Below are 17,991 nucleotides of genomic sequence, written 5' to 3' on the forward strand. Positions count from 1 at the left end.
CATCGCTCAACGGGATCCGGAAATTCTCGGGTGCCGGGCCCGCGATAACGTCGCGCCATGCGCGCCGACAAACCCGACCTGGTCACGGTGGTCGGCATCGGCGCCGGCGGGTGGTCAGACCTTTGCCGTACGGGGGAAAGCACGCTCAACGTGGCCGACGTGATCTTCGGCAGCCCCCGGCAGCTCGACCTGCTCCCGGCGTCGGTGTCCGCCCGGCGGATGCCCTGGCCGACGCCCCTGCTCCCGGCCCTGCCCGGCCTGATCGACGCCGAGCGCGGGAGCCGGATCTGCGTCCTGGCCAGCGGGGACCCGATGTTCCACGGGATCGGGGCGACGCTCGTGCGGTTGCTCGGCCCCGATCGCGTACGCGTGGAACCGCACCCGTCGTCGGCCTCGCTCGCCGCCGCCCGGCTGGGGTGGCCGCTCGCCACGACCGACGTGCTGAGCCTGGTGACGGCCCCGGTCGACGCCGTCCGGCGCTGCCTCAACCCGGGCCGGCGCTTTCTGGTGCTCTCGCGGGACGCGTCGACGCCGGCCCTGGTGGCCGGGGTGCTGGTCGGCGCCGGGTACGGGAACGCCGAGGTGACCGTGCTCGCCCAGCTGGGCGGGCCGGCCGAGCGGATCGAGTCGGGAACGGCCGCGGGCTGGTCGGTGCCGCCCGGCGATCCGCTGAACGTGGTCGCGGTCTCCTGCGGCGACGGGCCGGCGACCGCCGTCGTGCCCGGGTTGCCGGATTCGGCGTACGAGACGGATGGGCAGCTCACCAAGCGTGAGGTGCGCGCGGTGACCCTGGCCTCGCTCGCGCCGATCCCCGATGCGCTGCTGTGGGATGTCGGCGGGGGCTCGGGCAGCATCGGGATCGAATGGATGCGCAGTCATCCGTCCTGCCGGGCCGTCACCGTCGAGGCGTCGCCCGCACGCTGCGCAACAATTCGGACAAATGCCGCTTTGCTCGGCGTGCCTGAATTGTCGGTCATAGAGGGACGGGCACCGGCCGTGCTGGCCGGGCTCGACCCGCCCGACGCCGTGTTCATCGGGGGCGGTCTCACCGCCGGCGGCGTGCTCGACGCCTGCCTCGCGGCACTGCGGCCCGGCGGCCGGCTGGTGGCGAACGCGGTGACCGTCGAGTCGGAGGCCGTGGTCGCGTCGGCCTACGCCAAACTGGGTGGTTCGCTGACCCGCCTGACGGTCAGCCGGGGCTCGCCGGTCGGCGGCTTCACGGGGTGGAGAACGATGATGCCGGTGACGATCTGGTCGGTGACGACGTGACGGTCCACTTCATCGGGGCCGGCCCCGGCGCGGCCGACCTCATCACCGTCCGCGGCCTGCGGCTGCTCGCGTCCGCCCCGGTCTGCCTCTACGCCGGCAGCCTGGTCCCGTCCGCGCTTCTCGAGGAGTGCCCGCCCGGCTGCCGCAAGGTCGACACGGCGAGGCTGACCCTCGACGAGATCATCGCTCTGGTGGCCGCCGCCCACGCCGAAGACCTCGACGTCGCCCGCCTGCACTCCGGCGACCCGTCGGTCTTCAGCGCCGTGGCCGAGCAGATGCGCCGGCTGGACGCCCTGAACATCCCCTACGACGTGGTCCCCGGCGTCCCCGCCTTCGCCGCCGCGGCGGCGTCGCTGGCCCGCGAGCTGACCGTCCCCGGGGTGGCCCAGACCGTGATCCTGACTCGCACCGCCGAGCGGGCCACCGCCATGCCCGCCGGCGAAGACCTGGCCACGCTGTCGGCCAGCCGCTCGACGATGGTCCTGCATCTGGCGGTCCAGCGCATCGACGCGGTCGTGGCCGACCTGCTCCCGTCCTACGGCCCCGACTGCCCGGTCGCGGTGGTCGCCTACGCCTCCCGCCCCGACGAGGTGATCCTCCGAGGCACCCTCTCCGACATCGCCGCCCAGGTGAAGGAGGCCGACATCCGCCGCACCGCCGTCATCGTCGTGGGCCGGGCCCTCACCGCCGCCCAGTTCCCCGACAGCCACCTGTACTCGGCCGACCGGTGCCGCTCGTGACGGTCCTCATTCTCGGCGGGACCACCGAGGCGCGAGCCCTGGCCGGCGCGCTGCCCGACGGCACCGTGATCAGTTCGCTCGCGGGGCGGACCAGCTCTCCCCTGCTCCCGGCGGGCGAGGTGCGGATCGGCGGGTTCGGCGGAGTCGACGGCCTGGTCGCCTTCCTTCGTGAGCGGCGCGTCGACGTGCTGGTCGACGCCACGCACGCTTTCGCCGAGCGGATCAGCGCCAACGCCGCGGCCGCGGCCACGGCCGCCGGGATTCCGCTGCTTGTGCTGCGGCGACCGGGCTGGACGGAACAGGCCGGCGACGACTGGCGGCGCGTGCCGGACCTGGCGAGCGCCGCCGCCCTGCTCCCCCGACTCGGGCGACGAATCTTCCTGACCACCGGCCGGCAGGGCATCGCCGCGTTCGCCGGCCTGGACGCCTGCCGGTTTCTGGCCCGCTCGGTCGAGCCACCGGCGCCGCCGATGCCCCGGCAGCTCGAGGTCGTGCTGGATCGCGGCCCGTTCACCGTCGAGGGCGAATCTCGGCTGCTCCGGGAGCACCGGATCGATGTGCTGGTCAGCAAGGACAGCGGCGGCTCGGACGCCAAGCTCGTCGCCGCCCGCCAGCAGGGAATCCCCGTCGTGCTGGTCGACCGGCCGCCGGCGCCACCCGCGGCCGCCACGGTGGGCGCTGTCGATGAGGCCGTCGCCTGGCTGAAGGCCGCCGCCCGCTGAATACGGCACGGCGGCCCGCCGACCGGCGGTCGGGACGGTTGACTGGCCGCCGGCTGACTGGCCGCCGGATTGGCGGGCCGCCGGATTGGCGGTCAGCCGTGTGTCTTTGCCAGCAGCTCGAGGATCTCGGCGGTTGTGCCGGTCTCGCCTAGGCGGGGGAAGATCTTCTCGATGCTGTTGCGGTGGGCGTCGGGGTCGCGGTCGCTCATCGCGTCGGTGGCCAGCGTGACGTGGTAGTTGTGCTCGTGGGCGGCCCGGGCCGTCGACTCGACGCCGATGCTGGTGGCGATGCCGGCCAGGACGATCTGGGTGACGCCGCGGCGGCGTAGCTGGGTGTCGAGGTCGGTGCCGTGGAAGGCGCCCCAGTTACGCTTGGTGACGACGATGTCGCCGGGCGCCGTGAGCTCGGAGGCCAGCACGTCCCAGCCGGCGGGGCGCGGCGCGGCCGGCGCGGGGCCGCCGTCGATGCGGCCGCCCGCAGCGTCGGCGCCGTCGGGCTGGAAGCTCACCCGGACGAGGACCACGGGCAGGTCGTACTTGCGGAATGCCTCGGCCAGCGCGACGGCCCGGGAGAGAACCTCCGGCCCGGTGTGCGGCACGGTCGGCATGGCCACGACCCCGGCCTGCAGATCGATGACGACCAGCGCGGTCTTGGGATCGAGGGTGGAGACGGTCATGCGGGGGAACCTTTCGTGACGGGAGCGCCGCCGATGCGGCGCAGGGAACGGTCGGCCAGGACCACGACGAGCAGGAGGCCGGCGGTGACAATCAGGAAGATGGCGAGGTCGTGCAGACCCGCGGTGTCGGCGCCGTCCTTGAAGAACGCGCCGGTGGCGGCCGACGAGACCATGGCGCCCAGGTAGGCGAAGGTGCGCAGCAGGCCGGCCGAGGCGCCCATCCGGTCGGGGTCGGCCTGGAAGTACACCGCGTTCTGGTTGGCCAGGCTGTTCAGGCCCTGGGGCAGGCCGAAGATGATCGATATGACGATGGGGATCCACAGGGCGCTGGTCGAGTTGAGCACCAGCATCAGGGCACAGGCGACGACCTGGCTGATGGCGCCGACCAGCAGCTTGCCGCGAAACTCGGCGCGCCGGCCGGTGATCGTGGAGACGGTGATGGCGACCAGCGACATCGGGAGCAGGATCAGGCCGGCGTGCGAGGCGCTGAGGCCGCGACCGGCCTCGAGCCACTGCGTGAAGCCGTAGAGGTACGCGTAGGAGACCGTCATCGCCAGCAGCGTCCGCACGTACGTCGTGATCAGCGGCAGGTTGCCCCCGAAGACCCGGACGTCGAGGAAGGGGTCGGCGTAGCGCAGCTCGCGGCCCACGAAGCCGGCCGCGAGCAGGACCGTCAGCGCGAGCAGCCAGAGGTGCCCGATCGCGGGGCTCATCAGGAACAGCATCAGCGCGGTGAGCGTGCCCGCGAACAGGCCGATGCCCAGGTGGTCGAGGCGGTGCTCGAACTCGGTGTCGCCGTCGTGCCGGGGCAGCAGGATCGCGCCGAGCACGAGACAGGCGACGGCGAGCGGGATGTTCACGGCGAACAGCGCCCGCCAGCCGGCCGCGCCGATGAGCAGGCCGCCGAGGGTCGGGCCGATCACGACGATGGTCTGCGCCGAGACGTTCAGCGCGGTGAGCAGGCCGCCGGGTTTCTCGACGCCGGAGCGGCGGATCAGGTACATGGCGGCGGGGTAGCCGGCGCAGGTGCCGAGGCCGAGCAGCACCCGGGAGACGATCAGGAAGCTGAGCGAGGGGGCGAGCGCGCCGATCACCCCGGCCACGCCGACCAGGGCGGTACCGGCCAGGTAGAGCCTGCGGGCGCCGTAGCGGTCGACTAGCCGGCCGACGACCGGCTGGCCGGTGGCGGTGGCCAGGTAGAGCGCCGAGACCAGCCACGCGGTCTGCGCCGGCACCGCGTGGAAGGTGAGGCCGATCGGGACCAGCGCCACCGCGAGCATCGACGAGTTGATCGGGTTGAGCACGGCGCCGAGCACCAGCGGAACGATGAGCCGCCGATCGAAGGTGCGGGTCTCGACGGCCGCGGTCACCTCTCGGCCAGCTTGTCGAGCAGGGCGAGCGCGGACAGGATCGTCTGCCGCTGCTCCTCGGTGAACTCGGCGGCGNGGGNGNNGGCGAGCCACTCCTCGCGCTCGCGGCGGGTGCCCTCGACGAACTCGACGCCGCTGTCGGTCAGCGAGATCAGCTGGCGGCGGCCGTCGTGCGGGTCGGGGGTGCGCTGGAGGTAGCCGTGCTGGTCGATGCCGGCCAGCGTGGCCGCCATCGACTGCGGGCGGACGCGTTCGGCCGCCGCGAGCTCGCTGGCCGAGGCCGGGCCGAACCGGGACAGCCGGCTGAGCACCGACGTCTGCGACGGTGTCAGGTCGCCCACGTCGGTGACCTCGCGGAATCGGCGGCGCAGCCGGCTGAACACCGCGCGCAGCTCACCGGCCGCCTGGATCGCCGAGGCAGGGATCTCGTGCATGCCTCAACCGTAGAACTATTCAGTCCAGACTGACAAGTTTGAACTGAAGAGTTTTGGATCACTGTCCCAGGAGCCATCGATGCGGCGCGGCGAGCTTCCGCGCCTTGGCCGGCCCCCAGGAGCCCGGCTCGTACGCGATCGTCCGCGGCGGCGTGTCGAGCAGGGGACGGACCGCCTTCCAGGCGGCCGAGAGACCGTCCGGGCGCGTGAAGAGGGCACGGTCCCCGATCAGCACGTCGTGGATCAATCGGGAGTACGCCGGGATCGGATCCGCCTCGGGCAAGCTCGCGAGCGGCAGCGCGACCGACGCCGGTTCCAGGTCGTCCGCGATGCCGGGCTTCTTGGCCAGCAGCGTCAGGTCGACCTCGCCGTCGCCGGCCAGCGAGAACGACAACACGTTCGCTTGCGGCGGGAGTTTCCGGAACGGTGCTCCGGGCGTACGCAGGACAAGGGAAACCCTCTGCTCGCTGGCGGCCAGTCGCTTGCCCGTGCGAAGCAGGAAGGGAACGCCGCGCCAGCGCGGCGAGTCGATCCAGAGCTTGGCGGCCACAAAGGTGTCGGTGCGCGACTTCGGCGCCACGCCCTTGATGTCCCGGTAGCCGGCGAACTGGCCGAGCACCGCCTCGGCCGGGTCGATCGGGCGGAACCGGCGGATCACCGTCTCGCGCGCGGCCTGCAGATCGGCGGCACCGAGCGAGGCCGGCGGCTCCATCGCGACCTCGGCCGCGACCTGGAAGAGGTGGGTGACCAGCATGTCGAGCACCGCGCCGGTGGCGTCGTAGAACTGGGCCCGGTTCGCCACGTCGAGCGTCTCCGGCACGTCGATCTGCACGCTCTCGACGTGCTCGCGGCTCCAGATCGCGGCCATCGTCTGGTTGGCGAAGCGCATCGCATGCAGCTGCTGGGTCGCCTCCTTGCCGAGGAAGTGATCGATCCGGTAGACCTGCGACTCGTCCAGCACGGCGTGCACCTGCCGGTTGAGCGAGCGGAACGACTCCGGCGAGGTGCCGAACGGCTTCTCGTAGACGACCCGGCTGCCCTTGGCCAGCCCGTGCACGCCGAGCGCCTTGGTGATCTCGGGGAACGCCACCGGCGGGATCGCGAGGTAGTGCACGAGCTGCGAGTTCACGCCGATCTGGGCGCGCGCCTCGCCGATCACGTCGAGCAGGCTGCCGGGCGAGTCGCTGTTGAAGCCGCCACCCGCGAAACGCAGCCGCTTCGCGAACTCGGCCCACCCCTTCTTCGGAGACCCCAGGACCTCGCGTACGTGTGCCCGGAAGTTCTCGTGGGAGACGTCGCCGCGGCCGTTTCCGACCAGCAGCCAGTCCTCGGGAAGCAGGCCCTCGTTGGCGAGGGTCCAGAAGGCCGGCAGCACCAGCCGGGCGGCCAGATCACCGGTGGCGCCGAAGAGCACGAAGACGGTCATGACCGCCAGTTTCCCCGCGTGGGGACCGAATCACACCGCGTGTGACCGGAAAGTCCCACGGTACGCCTGCGGGGTCGTGCTCAGCCGCTGGGCGAAGTGGTGCCGCAGGGTGGCGGCGCTGCCGAAACCGGCCCGCTCGGCGATCGTGTCGACGCCGAGATCAGAGTCCTCGAGCAGGCGGCGGGCCAGCAGCAGGCGCTGGTTGGTGAGCCAGTCGTGCGGGGTCGCGCCGGTCTCGCTGCGGAACTTGCGGGCGAAGGTGCGCGGGGCCATGTGCGCGAGCTCGGCCATGGTGTCGACGCTGTGCGGCCGGTCGAGCGTCCCGAGCACCATCGTGAGCACGGGCTGGAGGGTCTCGCACTCGACGGGCTGCAGGGGCGTCTCGATGAACTGCGCCTGGCCGCCGTCGCGGTGCGGTGGCACGACCATCCGGCGGGCGAGCATCCGGGCGACCTCGGAGCCGTGCTCCTGGCGTACGAGATGAAGGCCGGCGTCGACACTCGCGGCGGTGCCCGCGCTGGTCAGGATCTTGCCGTCCTGGACGTAGAGCACGCCGGGGTCGACCAGGGCGGCCGGGTAGCGCGCGGACAGGTCGTCGGTGTGCCGCCAGTGCGTGGTGCAGCGACGGCCGTCGAGCAGGCCGGCCTCGCCGAGCGCGAACGCGCCGGTGCAGACGCTCATCACCCACGCGCCGCGCTCGTGCGCCCGCCGCAGCGCGCCGATCACGGCCGGGTCGACCGCGTAGCCCGTGTGGTAGTACGGCGCGACGGCGACGAGGTCGGCGTCCTCGACCCGGGCGAGATCGGCGCTCGGGGAGATGTCGAAGCCGGCGTGGGTGCGCACCGGGCGGGCGTCGAGCGAGCACACGGCGAAGTCGTAGCCCGGCAGGCCCTCGGGGGTCCGGTCATACCCGAAGATCTCGCAGAGCACACCGAGCTCGAAGACCGCCACCTCGGGCAGCGCGATGACCGCGACGTTTCGAAGCATGTGACGAAGCATACGGCGGGTTGGCAGGATATTGAAGGTGTGTGGCATCTCTGCCACTGTCGACCATGGGCGAGGCGGAGAAAACTCTGTGTCATGGCACTCGGAGTTCTGATCTTTTTCCTGCTCATCACCCTCGCGTCGATCGCCGGACTGCCCGTGGACACGCGGGACAGCGCCGACTGGAAACCCACCGATGGCGGGTTCCGCCGGATCACTTGATATCCATCAACTTCTATGAATGAATCGACCGGTCTCCTAACTGAACGGAGGTTCGGTCGTGACATTCCGGGCACTTGTCGTCGCGGCGGCCGTGCTGGCGGGGCTAGCGGTAGCCTCGCCCGCGCAGGCCGCCACCGTCACGTACGGTCAGGACGTCGCCAGCTACCAGGGGAACGTGAACTGGGCGGCACAGTGGAGCGCCGGCTCGCGGTTCGCCTACGTCAAGGCCACCGAGGGCAGCTCCTACACCAACCCGTACTTCGCGCAGCAGTACAACGGGTCGTACAACGTGGGCATGATCCGCGGGGCCTACCACTTCGCCCTCCCCAACGGCGCCGGCGGCTCGGCCCAGGCCGACTACTTCCTGGCCCACGGCGGCGGCTGGTCGGCGGACGGCAAGACGCTGCCCGGCGCCCTCGACATCGAGTACAACCCGTACGGCGCCACCTGCTACGGCCTTTCGCAGGCTTCGATGCGCTCCTGGATCGCGGCGTTCCTCAACCGCTACCACGACCGGACCGGGCGCTGGGCGGTCATCTACACGACCACCGACTGGTGGACCAGCTGCACCGGCAACTACAGCGGCTTCTGGGCCAACTCACCGCTCTGGCTGGCCCGCTACGCGAGCGCGCCCGGCACCTTGCCGGCCGGCGCCCCGACCTGGTCCTTCTGGCAGTACTCGTCGTCCGGCCCCTTCGCCGGCGACTCGAACCAGTGGAACGGCGCCCTGGACCGCCTCCGAGTCCTGGCCTGCAACGGCTCCTGCTAGTCCGTCACGCCCCGGACGCCGCCTGGTCACCCTGGGTGCCGGCCGGTCGCGGTGGCCGGGCAGCGCGGCCGGCTTCCCATGGCCCGGGCGCTGCCTGGTCACCCGCGTAACTCCCCGCATGCCTCCGACGGCAGTACCACTCCGCAGCCCTTTGCTCTGCTCACATATACGCGCAACTGACGCGTGCAGCTTCCTTCCCAGACGCCCGGATTCCCGTCGCGCGTACAGGTGCGCAGAGCAGGGCGTATAGGTGCGCAGAGCAGGGCGTATAGGTGCGCAGAGCAGGGCGTATGGGTGCGCAGAGCAAAGTGGCCGGGGCGGGACGGGTCAGATGCCGGTCATGGCGAGAGTGCGGGTGGTGATGCCGTCGCGCCAGCGGGGGGTGGCGAATTCCGGGGTGGGCTCGCGGCGCAGGTGCAGGACGGCGCAGACGATCACGGCGGCGGTCAGGCCGGCTGCCGCGGAGGCCCAGACGGCGGGCTGGGCGGTGCCGAGGCCGTAGACCAGCCAGGAGGCGCAGGCGCCGGCGCCCATCCGCCAGCGCAGCGGGGACAGGCCGGAGAGGTCCTGGGTGCGGTCGCGCAGCAGGGCCAGGGGCTGGGGGATGTTCGAGAGCACGGAGACGGCGGCCAGCGCGAGCCCCAGCATCGGGGCGACCTGGCCGGCGCGTACGCCCGGAAGAGCCGCCGCCAGACCGCTCAGGGCGACCGTGGTCAGGACGGCGCCGAAGGCGGTGGCACTCAGGCGGAGGGCCCGCGGGTTGCGCAGGGCGGGCTGGGTCGCGAGCAGGGCGACCAGGATGGCCAGGCCGGCGGCGCCGGTCACCACGTTTGTCACGATCTGAATTCGCTGTCCGCTGAGCGTGCCGTAGGTGATCCAGCCGAGGGGCATCGCGGCGCCGAGGGCGCTGGCGGTGGCGGACAGGCCGGTCGTGCGGCGCTGTATGCAGGACTTGTACACCTGGGGCCAGGAGAGGGACATGGACAGCGCGGCGCCGACGGCGCCGAGGGTGTGGGTGAGCATGATCCGTTTCTGAGGGTCGAGGTCAGGGCCGGATGTCCCATCGCCCGGATGGTGCGTGGACTTACCGGGATCGGATCGCTGCCACCGAACGGCAACCTTTCGCAGTGCGCACGCGAGGGGCCAGGTGGGTGACATCGGTGCCGAGCCATTTGGCACAGTGGACGGATGCTGACCGACGTGGACCTGCCCACGCCCGGGTTGCTGTGGACCCGGTGGGCGACCCTCGCCGCCGCGCTGACCGGCATCGGCTACGCCGACGTGTGGTTCGTCGACGAGCGCGGGGCTCACCACGACGATCACGGGGGTAGCTGGGCCCGGCTGGCGCTGCTGGACGGGGCGCGGGCCGTGCTGTTCGGGTATGACCGTGATCACAGTGCGACGGCGTCGGCCGATCCGCCGCTCGACCTGCTGACCGGCGCGCCGGCCTGGCTGCCCTGGGACGACCTCGCCGCGCTCGCCGAGGCCGACCGGCTCGGGTTCGTGGTCTGGCACGACCAGGGGCGCTGGTCGCGGGTGCGGTACCGGGACGGCCTCGCCGACGGGCTGGGCGACACGGTCGGCGCGGTGCTCAGCAACGAGAACACGCTGCGCGAGCTCGGCGAGATCGTCGAGGAGTGGGGGCAGCACGCGCTGGACACCCCGGCCGAGCGCGACGACGTGCGGGAGGCCTCCGAGCGGCTGCTCGCGACGGCCGTGCGCGGGGAGGTCACCGGCGGGGCGTTCGAGCGGCTGCTCGGGCGGCTCACCGAGCCCGCGCTCGACCTGCGCGCGGCGTTGTTCGCGGCGGGGCGTGGCGGGATCACGGCCGGCACCCGGCCGCCACGGATCGCCCCGGGTGAGCGGCCGTCGATGCGCCGGGTGCGCAAGCTCAGCCAGGGGGAGCACGACCGGCTCGTGTGGGCGGCCATGCACGACGCCGACGAGCTACGGCGGCCCGCTCCCCCGGCCACCGGCGAGCTGGACGCGCTGGCCGAGTGGATGCGCGAGCGCTCCCCGGCCGGGGACGGGCGCTGCACGGTGCTCGTCTACGCCGACGCGGCCAGCATGAGCGTGCAGTCCGGCGACCTCCCGCCCGGCGACCGCGCCGGCGAGACCCGCCACCAGGCGTTCCACGAGCTGAACGACCTGGTGCGGCGCCTGCGGCGGGCCGAGGCCGATCCACGGTACGGCCGGTGGCTGTTCCTGCGGGTGCGGACGACGGCGAACGGGGTCCAGATCGAGCGGCGGTACGACTCGTGGCCGCAGTGGTGGGCCGACGACGGGGTGTCGGGGCCGTGGCGCACGAACCTGCAGGAGGAGATGGACTCGCGGGCCCTGGCCTGGCGGCCGGGGTGGGTGCGCCTGCTCGACCCGGCGATCGCGTTCAAGCCGAACTGACCGGTCCGAACTGACCGGTCAGCGGCGCAGCATCTCCAGCGCCTTGGCCACCCGGCGGGCGCGGGTCTCCGGCGTCTTGGCCGAGGCGATGGCCTCGACGTGCTGACGCTGGTGCGAGTAACTGAGCTTCTGCCAGGCCTCCCCGGCCGCGGGCTCGGCGTCCAGCGCGGCGCGCAGGTCCTCCGGGGTCTCGATCACGCGCGGCGCGGTGTCGAGCTCGATGTCGAGGTCGTAGACCTGGCCGCCCTCGATGCCGGCCGCGGTGCGCCGCTCGCCGCTGACGCCCAGCCAGTACGTGCCGCCCATCTTGGCGATCGACGATCGGAAGGTGAAGCCGTTCACCGTCACCGCGACCTTGGGCCGGCCGCCGCCACCCAGCTCGGCCACGAACTCGTCGGGGATCTGAAATCCGGTGGTGTTGCCGCCGGTGCGCTGCAGCTCGACGGTGAGCCTCATGATTCCTCCTCGGCGAGATCGAGGCCGTCCCGGTCGGCCCACTCCAGCAGGGTCTCCAGGGAGAACGCCTCGTCGTCGATGGTCTTGTGCAGGTCGCCGAGGCGGGCGAAACGTGCGGGCACGGTCGTGATCGTGAACTCGCGCGGGTCGACGTCGGGGATCTCCGACCAGTCGATCGGGGTCGAGACGGTCGCGGTGGGCACGCCCCGCACCGAGTACGCGCTGGCGATCGTGTGGTCGCGCGCGTTCTGGTTGTAGTCGACGAAGAGCTTGGTGGGGTCGCGATCCTTGCGCCACCAGGTGGTGGTCACGTCGTCGGGGGCGCGCCGCTCCACCTCGTGGGCGAAGGCCAGCGCCGCCCGGCGCACCTCACCGAACGGCCAGTCGGGGCGGATCCGCACGTAGATGTGCAGGCCGCGGCCGCCGGACGTCTTCGGGTATCCGGTGATGCCGAGCTCGTCGAGAACCTCGCGGGCGACGCCGGCCACCCGGCGCACCCGGTCGAACGGGCAGTCCGGCATCGGGTCGAGGTCGATGCGCCACTCGTCGGGCTGCTCGGTGTTCGCCCGCCGCGAGTTCCACGGGTGGAACTCGACGGTCGACATCTGCACCGCCCAGATCACGTCGGCCACCTTGGTGACACACAGCTCGTCGGCATGCCGGTTGTATCGGGGGAACTTCACCCGGACCGTCTCGAGCCACGGCGGCGCGCCGTGCGGCACCCGTTTCTGGTGCACCTTCTCGCCGGCCAGGCCGTCGGGGAAGCGGTGCAGCATGCACGGTCGCTCGCGCAGCGCGCGGACGATGCCGTCGCCGACCGCGAGGTAGTAGTTGACCAGGTCGAGCTTGGTCAGGCCGAGGTCGGGGAAGTAGATCCGCCCCGGGTTGGAGACGCGGACCTGGTAGTCACCGACCTCGACCTCCGTAGCCGGAGAAGCCATGGGCCCACGTTAGCCCAGCCAGGCGTCCTTAAGATCGACCAACAGGGTGTCCCGGGAGTCGAGCAGATCAAAAAGCGGGCCGGTGCGTGGCAGCTCGTGGGTGATGAAGTACCGCGCGGCCACGCGCTTGCCCTCGTAGAAGTCGCCCGATTTGTCCCCCACAGCGGCCAGCTGCGACAGCCACAGCCACGCGATCACCAGATGACCGGCGGCGTCGAGGTAGGCGGTGGCGTTCGCGAGCGCGACGGTGGGGTCGCCGCCGGCCCACAGCTTGGCCGTGGTGCGGGCGAGGCGATCGGCCGCCGCCAGCACAGGCTCGCCCAACTCTACGGGGGCCTGCGACGCGGTTTCGCGGATCTTCGACAGCAGGAGCGCGAGGCCGGCGCCGTCGCGCATGACGACCTTGCGGCCGAGCAGGTCGAGCGCCTGGATGCCGTCGGTGCCCTCGTGGATCGAGTTGAGCCGGTTGTCGCGGTAGAACTGCTCGACCGGGTACTCGCGGGTGTAGCCGTAGCCGCCGTGGATCTGGATGGCGTGGTCGTCGGCGAGCCGGCACCACTGCGACGGCCACGCCTTGACGATCGGCGTGAGCACGTCGAGCAGCAGGTCGTTCTCGGCCGACGGTTCGTCCAGGAGTTTCGCCGCGAAGAGCACCAGGGCAAGACCCCCTTCGACGTACGACTTCGAAGAAAGCAACATGCGTCGGACGTCGGGGTGGTCGACGATCGGGACGGGCGGCGCCGCCGGGTCCTTGGCCGCGACCGGGCGCCCCTGCAGCCGCTCCCGGGCGTAGTCGAGAGCGTGCAGATAGCCGGTGTAGCCGAGCGCCACCGCGCCGGCGCCGACCCCGATCCGCGCCTCGTTCATCATCAGGAACATGTAGGCCAGGCCCTTGCCCTGCTCGCCGACGAGGTATCCGGTGGCCTCGTCGAAGGAGAGCACCGCGTTGGTGGTGCCGCGGTAGCCCATCTTGTGGTTGAGGCCGGCCAGCGCGACGCCGTTGCGCTCGCCGACCGTGCCGTCGGCGGCGACCAGGTGCTTGGGCACGACGAACAGCGACAGGCCCTTGACCCCGGGCGGGTCGCCGGCCACCCGGGCCAGCACGAGGTGCACGATCGTCTCGGCCAGCTCGTGGTCGCCGCCCGAGATCCACATCTTGCTCCCGGTGACGCGGTACGCGCCGTCGCCGGCCGGCGTCGCCCGGGTGAGCACATCGCTGAGCGAGGAGCCGGCCTGCGGCTCGGACAGGCACATCGTGCCGGTGAAGCGGCCCTCGAGCATCGGCTTCACGAACGTCTCGACCTGCCCGGGCGAGCCGTGGGTGATCAGCAGGTGGGCGTTCGCCATGGTCAGCATCGGGTACGACGAGGTGCCGATGTTCGCCGCCTGGAACCACAGGAAGCAGGCCCGGGCCACGACGACCGGCAGCTGCAGGCCGCCGAGCTCCTCGTCCATGGTGGCCGCGATCAGGCCGGACTCGTTGAACGCCCGCAGCGCCGCGGCCACCTCGGGGATGATGTGCACCCGCTCGCCGTCGAAGGTCGGCTCCTCGAGGTCGTTGCGCCGGTTGTGCGGGGCGAAGTCGCGCTCGGCGATCCGCGCCGACAGGTCGAGGAACGCGTCGAACGTCTCCCGCGAGTGCTCGGCGAACCGCTCCCGCGCCGTGAGCGCCTCGACGTCGAGCCACTCGTAGAGAAGAAAGTCGAGGTCACGCCGGGACAGGATCCGGGACACGCGGTCACCGCCGATTCGCGAGTCGGGGCAGGAACCTCCAGTGTGCCGCGTCAGGGCTCCGCGCGGTGCCGGCCGGGTCGGCCGGCCATGGCCAGAGCAGGCCCGGAGCGGGACTTCTTGATCGTGTACATGGCGTGGTCGGCGGCGCGCAGGGCTTCGTCCGGGTCGCAGGAGAGCGGCGCCAGGTGCACGCCGACGCTCGCCCCGATGCGGACCTCGTGGCCCTCGATCACGAACGGGGACTCGACCGAGTTGCGGATGCGGGCACACATCGCCTCGGTGTCGGCCGGGTCGTAGACGCCGGGCATCAGGATGACGAACTCGTCGCCGCCGACCCGGGAGAGCACGTCGTTCTCCCGTACGCAGGCACTCAGCCTGGCCGCCACCTGGCGCAGGAGCTCGTCACCGGCCTCGTGGCCGTGCGCGTCGTTTACCGGCTTGAAGCCGTCGAGGTCGACGAAGAGCACCGCCACGGCGTCGTCACGCAGCGACGCGTCCAGCACGTCCTGCATGCGCCGCCGGTTGGGCAGGCCGGTGAGCGGGTCGTGCGCCGCCTCGTGGGCCAGCCGCTCCTGGAAGGCCCGGGTGTCCGACACGTCCCGGGCGTTGATCACCACGCCGTTCAGGGCCGGGTTGTGCATCTGGTTGGACGCCGTGAACTCGAACCAGCGGTACTCGCCGTCGGCGGGCCGGATCCGGCACTGCAGGCGCACCACCGCGTCCCGCTCGGTCAGCAGCACCCCGAAGTGGTGGAGCATGTACGGCCGGTCCTCCGGGTGCACGATGTCGAAGACGCTGGTGCCGACGAGCCGGCCGGTCTCGAAGCCGAGCACCGCCCCGGCGCTCGGGCTCGAGTAGGCGATCCGGCCCTTCTCGTCGAGGACCGACACCAGGTCGGGGGCGTGCTGGAAGAGGGCCTGGAAACGGGCGTCGTTCCGGCGCCGCTGCAGCATCGTGCGGTAGCCGAGGATCGAGATCGCGGTGACCCCGATCAGCATGATCGCGAGCAGCGTCAGGTTCAGCGTCTGGCTCTTGCTGTGCACCGCGCCGTCGAACGACGACTTCGTCTGCACCCGCACGTACGCCCAGCCGCCGGGCAGCTGCCCGACCACCATCGCGATCATCCGGGTGCCGCCGGCGGTGTACTCGAGGTAGGTGCCGCCGCGTGGCGTCTTCCCGATCACCGCGACGATCGCCGGGTCGACCTTGTTGCCGACGTTGGCCGGGTTGTCGGTGGCGCCGATCGTGCCGGTCGAGTCGACCACCATGGTCGTGTGCGTCTCGTCCCGGAGCGTCTCGAGGTACTGCTGCAGCGAGGTGCTGGCGAGGGCGTTGAGGCCGATCAGAACGCCGGCCGGGGTCCCGCTCACGACGATCGGCACGGCGACCGCCTCGAGGGAGACGCCGTCCACCTTCATGACCGAGGAGAAGCCGGGCTCACCGGCCGCGAGCGACGTGCGCAGCGGCTTCCAGCCGGTGTCGGTGCCGGACGGCAGCCCGTCGGTGCGGCTGGCCGTGAGCACGTTGCCGGACAGGTCGGTGATCAGGGCGCCGTACCCGAACGTCGAGCTCTTCGCGACCAGCGTGTTGAGCACCAGCCGGTCGGGCGCGCTGTTCTTGGACAGCTGGAGCACGTGTTCGGTGATGACGTCGGCGAGCTCGCTGGCCGACAACAGCTGGAGCTGGCGGGTGAGGGTGCCGTTGTTGACGGCCAGCGCCTGCGAGTCGGCCCGGTGCACCGTGTCGGCCGCGCGCAGCGCCGAGCGGTTCACGAGGATGCCGATGGTCCCGGCCGCGGCGAGCAAAAGCACGCTCACGGCGACCGCTATCCAGGTACGCAGCCGCATAGCTCACCCCCTCCTCCGCATTGAGATCGGCAAGCGGGCGCAAAGCTGAATGAAAAATCGCCTACCTAGGGGAGATCCCCCGTCTTCCCCGGCCAAGACGCTAAATGTCGGCCTTTGAGCGATTTGTGACCTCGCGACGGAAGCGCGCGTGGCACAAGATGGAGGAGTGACGCCAGAACGTAGTTGCGGCGTCGCAAGGATCGGACGAGTCTTCGATCTGGTAGCCGGGCGGCAAGACGAGCGGCTGTGGGGGTGCGCCTATGCGCAGGCTGGTGGTGACGGCCCTACCTGACTCGGCCGCGCCGCGACGCAGTTGGCTTCCCGCGCCGCGGCGCAGTCCCGAGAATTCCACCGTCACCGGTGCGGCGCCGCCACGCCGCCGGGTGATGCGCTGCGGCCTCAGCGTGACCGGCTTCGGCCTGTCGGCCGTCTTCTACTGCCTCTCCTTCACCCCGTCGCTGCTCCCCCGCTCCTGGCTCCTGCAGGGAATCGTCGCCGGGCTGACCGCCGCCCTGGGCTATGCGGCCGGCACCGCGATCGGCGCCGTGGTGCGCCTGCGCTGGTGGCCCAGCCGCCGGATCGAGATGATCGCCTGGCGGCTGTTGTTCGCGCTGGTCCCGCTGCTGATCGTCGTCTTCCTCTGGCTCGGCGCCCGCTGGCAGCGTGAGCTGCGCATGCGCCTGGGCATGGAGCCGCAGCAGGAGTACGACGCCCTGCGCACCGTCGGGGTCAGCCTGCTCACCTTCGGGCTGCTGCTGCTCACCGCGCGACTGCTGCGGCTGTCGGCGCACGGCGTCGCCCGGCTGCTCGTGCGGCTGGTGCCCGAGTCGGCGGCGTACTGCGCCGGCTTCATCGTGGTCACCGTGCTCAGCTACGGCGCGTTCGACGGCCTGCTCGTCGACAACCTCTACACCACCGCCGACCGGTCGGCCGCGATCACCGACAGCGGCACCGGGCACGGGGTGGTCCAGCCGATGTCGACGCTGCGCTCGGGCGCGCCGGGCTCGCTGGTGAGCTGGAACTCGCTGGGCCGGCAGGGCCGCAACTTCGTCACCAACGCGCCGAGCATGGCGCAGCTCTCCGCGTTCAGCGGCAAGCCGGCGACCGAGCCGATCCGGCTGTACGCCGGCCTCGAGTCGAGCGACGATGTGCGGCAACGGGCCGCGCTGCTGGTGCGCGAGATGGACCGTACCGGCGCGTTCGACCGGGCGGTGGTCGCGGTCTTCACACCGACCGGCACCGGCTGGGTCGACAACGACGTGACCAGCTCCCTGGAGTACATGTACGACGGGAACACCGCGCTGGTCTCGATGCAGTACTCCTACCTGCCCAGCGCGCTCTGCTTCCTGTTCGGCCGGGCGCAGGTCGTCGACGCGGCATCGGCCCTGATCACGGCGGTGCACGACCGTTGGGCCGCGATGCCCGCCAACGCCCGGCCCAAGCTGTTGATCTTCGGGGAGAGCCTGGGGACGTACGGGACCGAGAAGACCTTCGGCAGCGCCGAGAAGATGGTCACCGGCGCCGACGGCATCCTGCTCGAGGGGCCGACCTTCGCCAACCCGATCCACCAGCAGCTCACCCGCGACCGGGCCGAGGGCACGCCGGTGTGGGACCCGTCCTACCCGGCACTGCCGATCGAGTTCGCCAGCCAGGCCTCGGAGCTGCGCGATCGCACCGGGCCGCCGCCCAAGGTCGTCTACATGCAGAACTCGTCCGACCCGGTCGTCTGGGTGAGCCCCAGCCTGCTCTGGCACCGGCCGCAGTGGCTGCACGGCGAGCGCGGACCGGACGTGATGCCCGCCATGCACTGGTACCCGGTGATCACCTTCTGGCAGACCACGGTCGACCTGATCTTCGCGAACAAGGCGCCGACCGGGCACGGCCACGTCTACAAGTCCGGGACCGTCGACGGCTGGGCCGCGCTGGCCCCGCCGCCGGGATGGACGACCGCCGACACCGTACGACTGCGTGACCTGCTCGATCGATCGCGGTAGTTTCCG

The 17,991-nt window shown here is 71.6% G+C and carries 17 protein-coding genes; 7 read left to right on the forward strand and 10 right to left on the reverse strand.

The features are described 5' to 3' along the window. Nucleotides 1-57 precede the first annotated feature (57 nt). The 3 genes from cbiE to A3CQ_RS0118520 are packed head-to-tail and all read left to right on the forward strand — an operon-like array spanning nt 58 to nt 2,731. The gene (gene cbiE / locus A3CQ_RS0118510) at nt 58-1,269 is read left to right on the forward strand and encodes a precorrin-6y C5,15-methyltransferase (decarboxylating) subunit CbiE (RefSeq protein ID WP_020512435.1); all 1,212 of its coding nucleotides are present in this window, start codon (nt 58-60) and stop codon (nt 1,267-1,269) included. After that, a complete protein-coding gene (cobM, locus tag A3CQ_RS0118515; RefSeq protein ID WP_020512436.1) occupies nt 1,224-2,009 on the forward strand; it encodes a precorrin-4 C(11)-methyltransferase in 786 nt (261 codons plus the stop codon). The genes cbiE and cobM overlap by 46 nt, the downstream gene beginning before the upstream one ends. Further along, entirely contained in the window at nt 2,006-2,731 is a 726-nt protein-coding gene (locus A3CQ_RS0118520; RefSeq protein ID WP_026205855.1) for a cobalt-precorrin-6A reductase, read from the forward strand. Before cobM ends, A3CQ_RS0118520 begins: the two co-directional genes overlap by 4 nt. A 92-nt stretch (nt 2,732-2,823) precedes the next feature. Here A3CQ_RS0118520 and A3CQ_RS0118525 read toward each other — a convergent pair whose 3' ends face one another. The 5 genes from A3CQ_RS0118525 to A3CQ_RS0118545 form a co-directional block, all read right to left on the reverse strand. Then, nucleotides 2,824-3,408, reverse strand: coding sequence for an isochorismatase family protein (locus A3CQ_RS0118525; RefSeq protein ID WP_020512438.1), 585 nt, complete (start codon nt 3,406-3,408; stop codon nt 2,824-2,826). Beyond that, the gene (locus tag A3CQ_RS0118530; RefSeq protein ID WP_020512439.1) at nt 3,405-4,778 is read right to left on the reverse strand and encodes an MFS transporter; all 1,374 of its coding nucleotides are present in this window, start codon (nt 4,776-4,778) and stop codon (nt 3,405-3,407) included. The genes A3CQ_RS0118525 and A3CQ_RS0118530 overlap by 4 nt, the downstream gene beginning before the upstream one ends. Further along, nucleotides 4,775-5,212: a MarR family winged helix-turn-helix transcriptional regulator gene (locus tag A3CQ_RS0118535; protein ID WP_020512440.1), complete on the reverse strand. Its 438-nt coding sequence runs from the start codon at nt 5,210-5,212 to the stop codon at nt 4,775-4,777. The genes A3CQ_RS0118530 and A3CQ_RS0118535 overlap by 4 nt, the downstream gene beginning before the upstream one ends. 58 nt (nt 5,213-5,270) lie before the next feature. Further along, a complete protein-coding gene (locus tag A3CQ_RS0118540) occupies nt 5,271-6,638 on the reverse strand; it encodes a glucose-6-phosphate dehydrogenase (RefSeq protein ID WP_020512441.1) in 1,368 nt (455 codons plus the stop codon). A gap of 30 nt (nt 6,639-6,668) precedes the next feature. Continuing rightward, nucleotides 6,669-7,625 carry a GlxA family transcriptional regulator gene (locus tag A3CQ_RS0118545; RefSeq protein ID WP_020512442.1) on the reverse strand — a complete coding sequence of 319 codons (957 nt, stop codon included), beginning with the start codon at nt 7,623-7,625 and terminating at the stop codon, nt 6,669-6,671. A 93-nt stretch (nt 7,626-7,718) separates the two neighbouring features. Between A3CQ_RS0118545 and A3CQ_RS63675 the strand changes: the two genes are divergently transcribed. Together A3CQ_RS63675 and A3CQ_RS0118555 are read left to right on the forward strand one after the other, a co-directional pair. After that, nucleotides 7,719-7,844 (forward strand): hypothetical protein, encoded by a 126-nt coding sequence (locus A3CQ_RS63675; RefSeq protein ID WP_020512443.1) that lies wholly within the window; start codon nt 7,719-7,721, stop codon nt 7,842-7,844. A gap of 58 nt (nt 7,845-7,902) precedes the next feature. Continuing rightward, nucleotides 7,903-8,613, forward strand: a complete 711-nt coding sequence (locus A3CQ_RS0118555; RefSeq protein WP_020512444.1) for a lysozyme — start codon at nt 7,903-7,905, stop codon at nt 8,611-8,613. A gap of 327 nt (nt 8,614-8,940) precedes the next feature. Here A3CQ_RS0118555 and A3CQ_RS0118560 read toward each other — a convergent pair whose 3' ends face one another. Further along, nucleotides 8,941-9,636 carry a SemiSWEET transporter gene (locus A3CQ_RS0118560; protein WP_020512445.1) on the reverse strand — a complete coding sequence of 232 codons (696 nt, stop codon included), beginning with the start codon at nt 9,634-9,636 and terminating at the stop codon, nt 8,941-8,943. 165 nt (nt 9,637-9,801) lie between these two features. On the opposite strand from A3CQ_RS0118560, the gene A3CQ_RS0118565 reads away from it, so the two are divergent. Continuing rightward, nucleotides 9,802-11,013 (forward strand): hypothetical protein, encoded by a 1,212-nt coding sequence (locus A3CQ_RS0118565; protein ID WP_020512446.1) that lies wholly within the window; start codon nt 9,802-9,804, stop codon nt 11,011-11,013. 18 nt (nt 11,014-11,031) lie between these two features. Here the strand turns inward: A3CQ_RS0118565 and A3CQ_RS0118570 are convergent, their stop codons facing one another. Genes A3CQ_RS0118570 through A3CQ_RS57545 form a run of 4 tightly spaced genes read right to left on the reverse strand, consistent with a single transcriptional unit; the run spans nt 11,032 to nt 15,991 of the window. Further along, nucleotides 11,032-11,469 carry a YdeI/OmpD-associated family protein gene (locus A3CQ_RS0118570; protein WP_020512447.1) on the reverse strand — a complete coding sequence of 146 codons (438 nt, stop codon included), beginning with the start codon at nt 11,467-11,469 and terminating at the stop codon, nt 11,032-11,034. Further along, the gene (ligD, locus tag A3CQ_RS0118575; RefSeq protein ID WP_020512448.1) at nt 11,466-12,410 is read right to left on the reverse strand and encodes a non-homologous end-joining DNA ligase; all 945 of its coding nucleotides are present in this window, start codon (nt 12,408-12,410) and stop codon (nt 11,466-11,468) included. Before ligD ends, A3CQ_RS0118570 begins: the two co-directional genes overlap by 4 nt. Nucleotides 12,411-12,419: 9 nt before the next feature. Then, nucleotides 12,420-14,144, reverse strand: a complete 1,725-nt coding sequence (locus A3CQ_RS0118580) for an acyl-CoA dehydrogenase (protein ID WP_020512449.1) — start codon at nt 14,142-14,144, stop codon at nt 12,420-12,422. A gap of 50 nt (nt 14,145-14,194) precedes the next feature. Further along, nucleotides 14,195-15,991, reverse strand: coding sequence for a sensor domain-containing diguanylate cyclase (locus tag A3CQ_RS57545; protein WP_020512450.1), 1,797 nt, complete (start codon nt 15,989-15,991; stop codon nt 14,195-14,197). A 260-nt stretch (nt 15,992-16,251) separates the two neighbouring features. On the opposite strand from A3CQ_RS57545, the gene A3CQ_RS0118590 reads away from it, so the two are divergent. Further along, nucleotides 16,252-17,985 carry an alpha/beta hydrolase gene (locus tag A3CQ_RS0118590; protein ID WP_026205856.1) on the forward strand — a complete coding sequence of 578 codons (1,734 nt, stop codon included), beginning with the start codon at nt 16,252-16,254 and terminating at the stop codon, nt 17,983-17,985. Nucleotides 17,986-17,991: the final 6 nt, after the last annotated feature.

It is taken from the genome of Paractinoplanes globisporus DSM 43857, assembly GCF_000379645.1.
In the GTDB taxonomy this organism is placed as follows: Bacteria; Actinomycetota; Actinomycetes; order Mycobacteriales; family Micromonosporaceae; genus Actinoplanes; species Actinoplanes globisporus.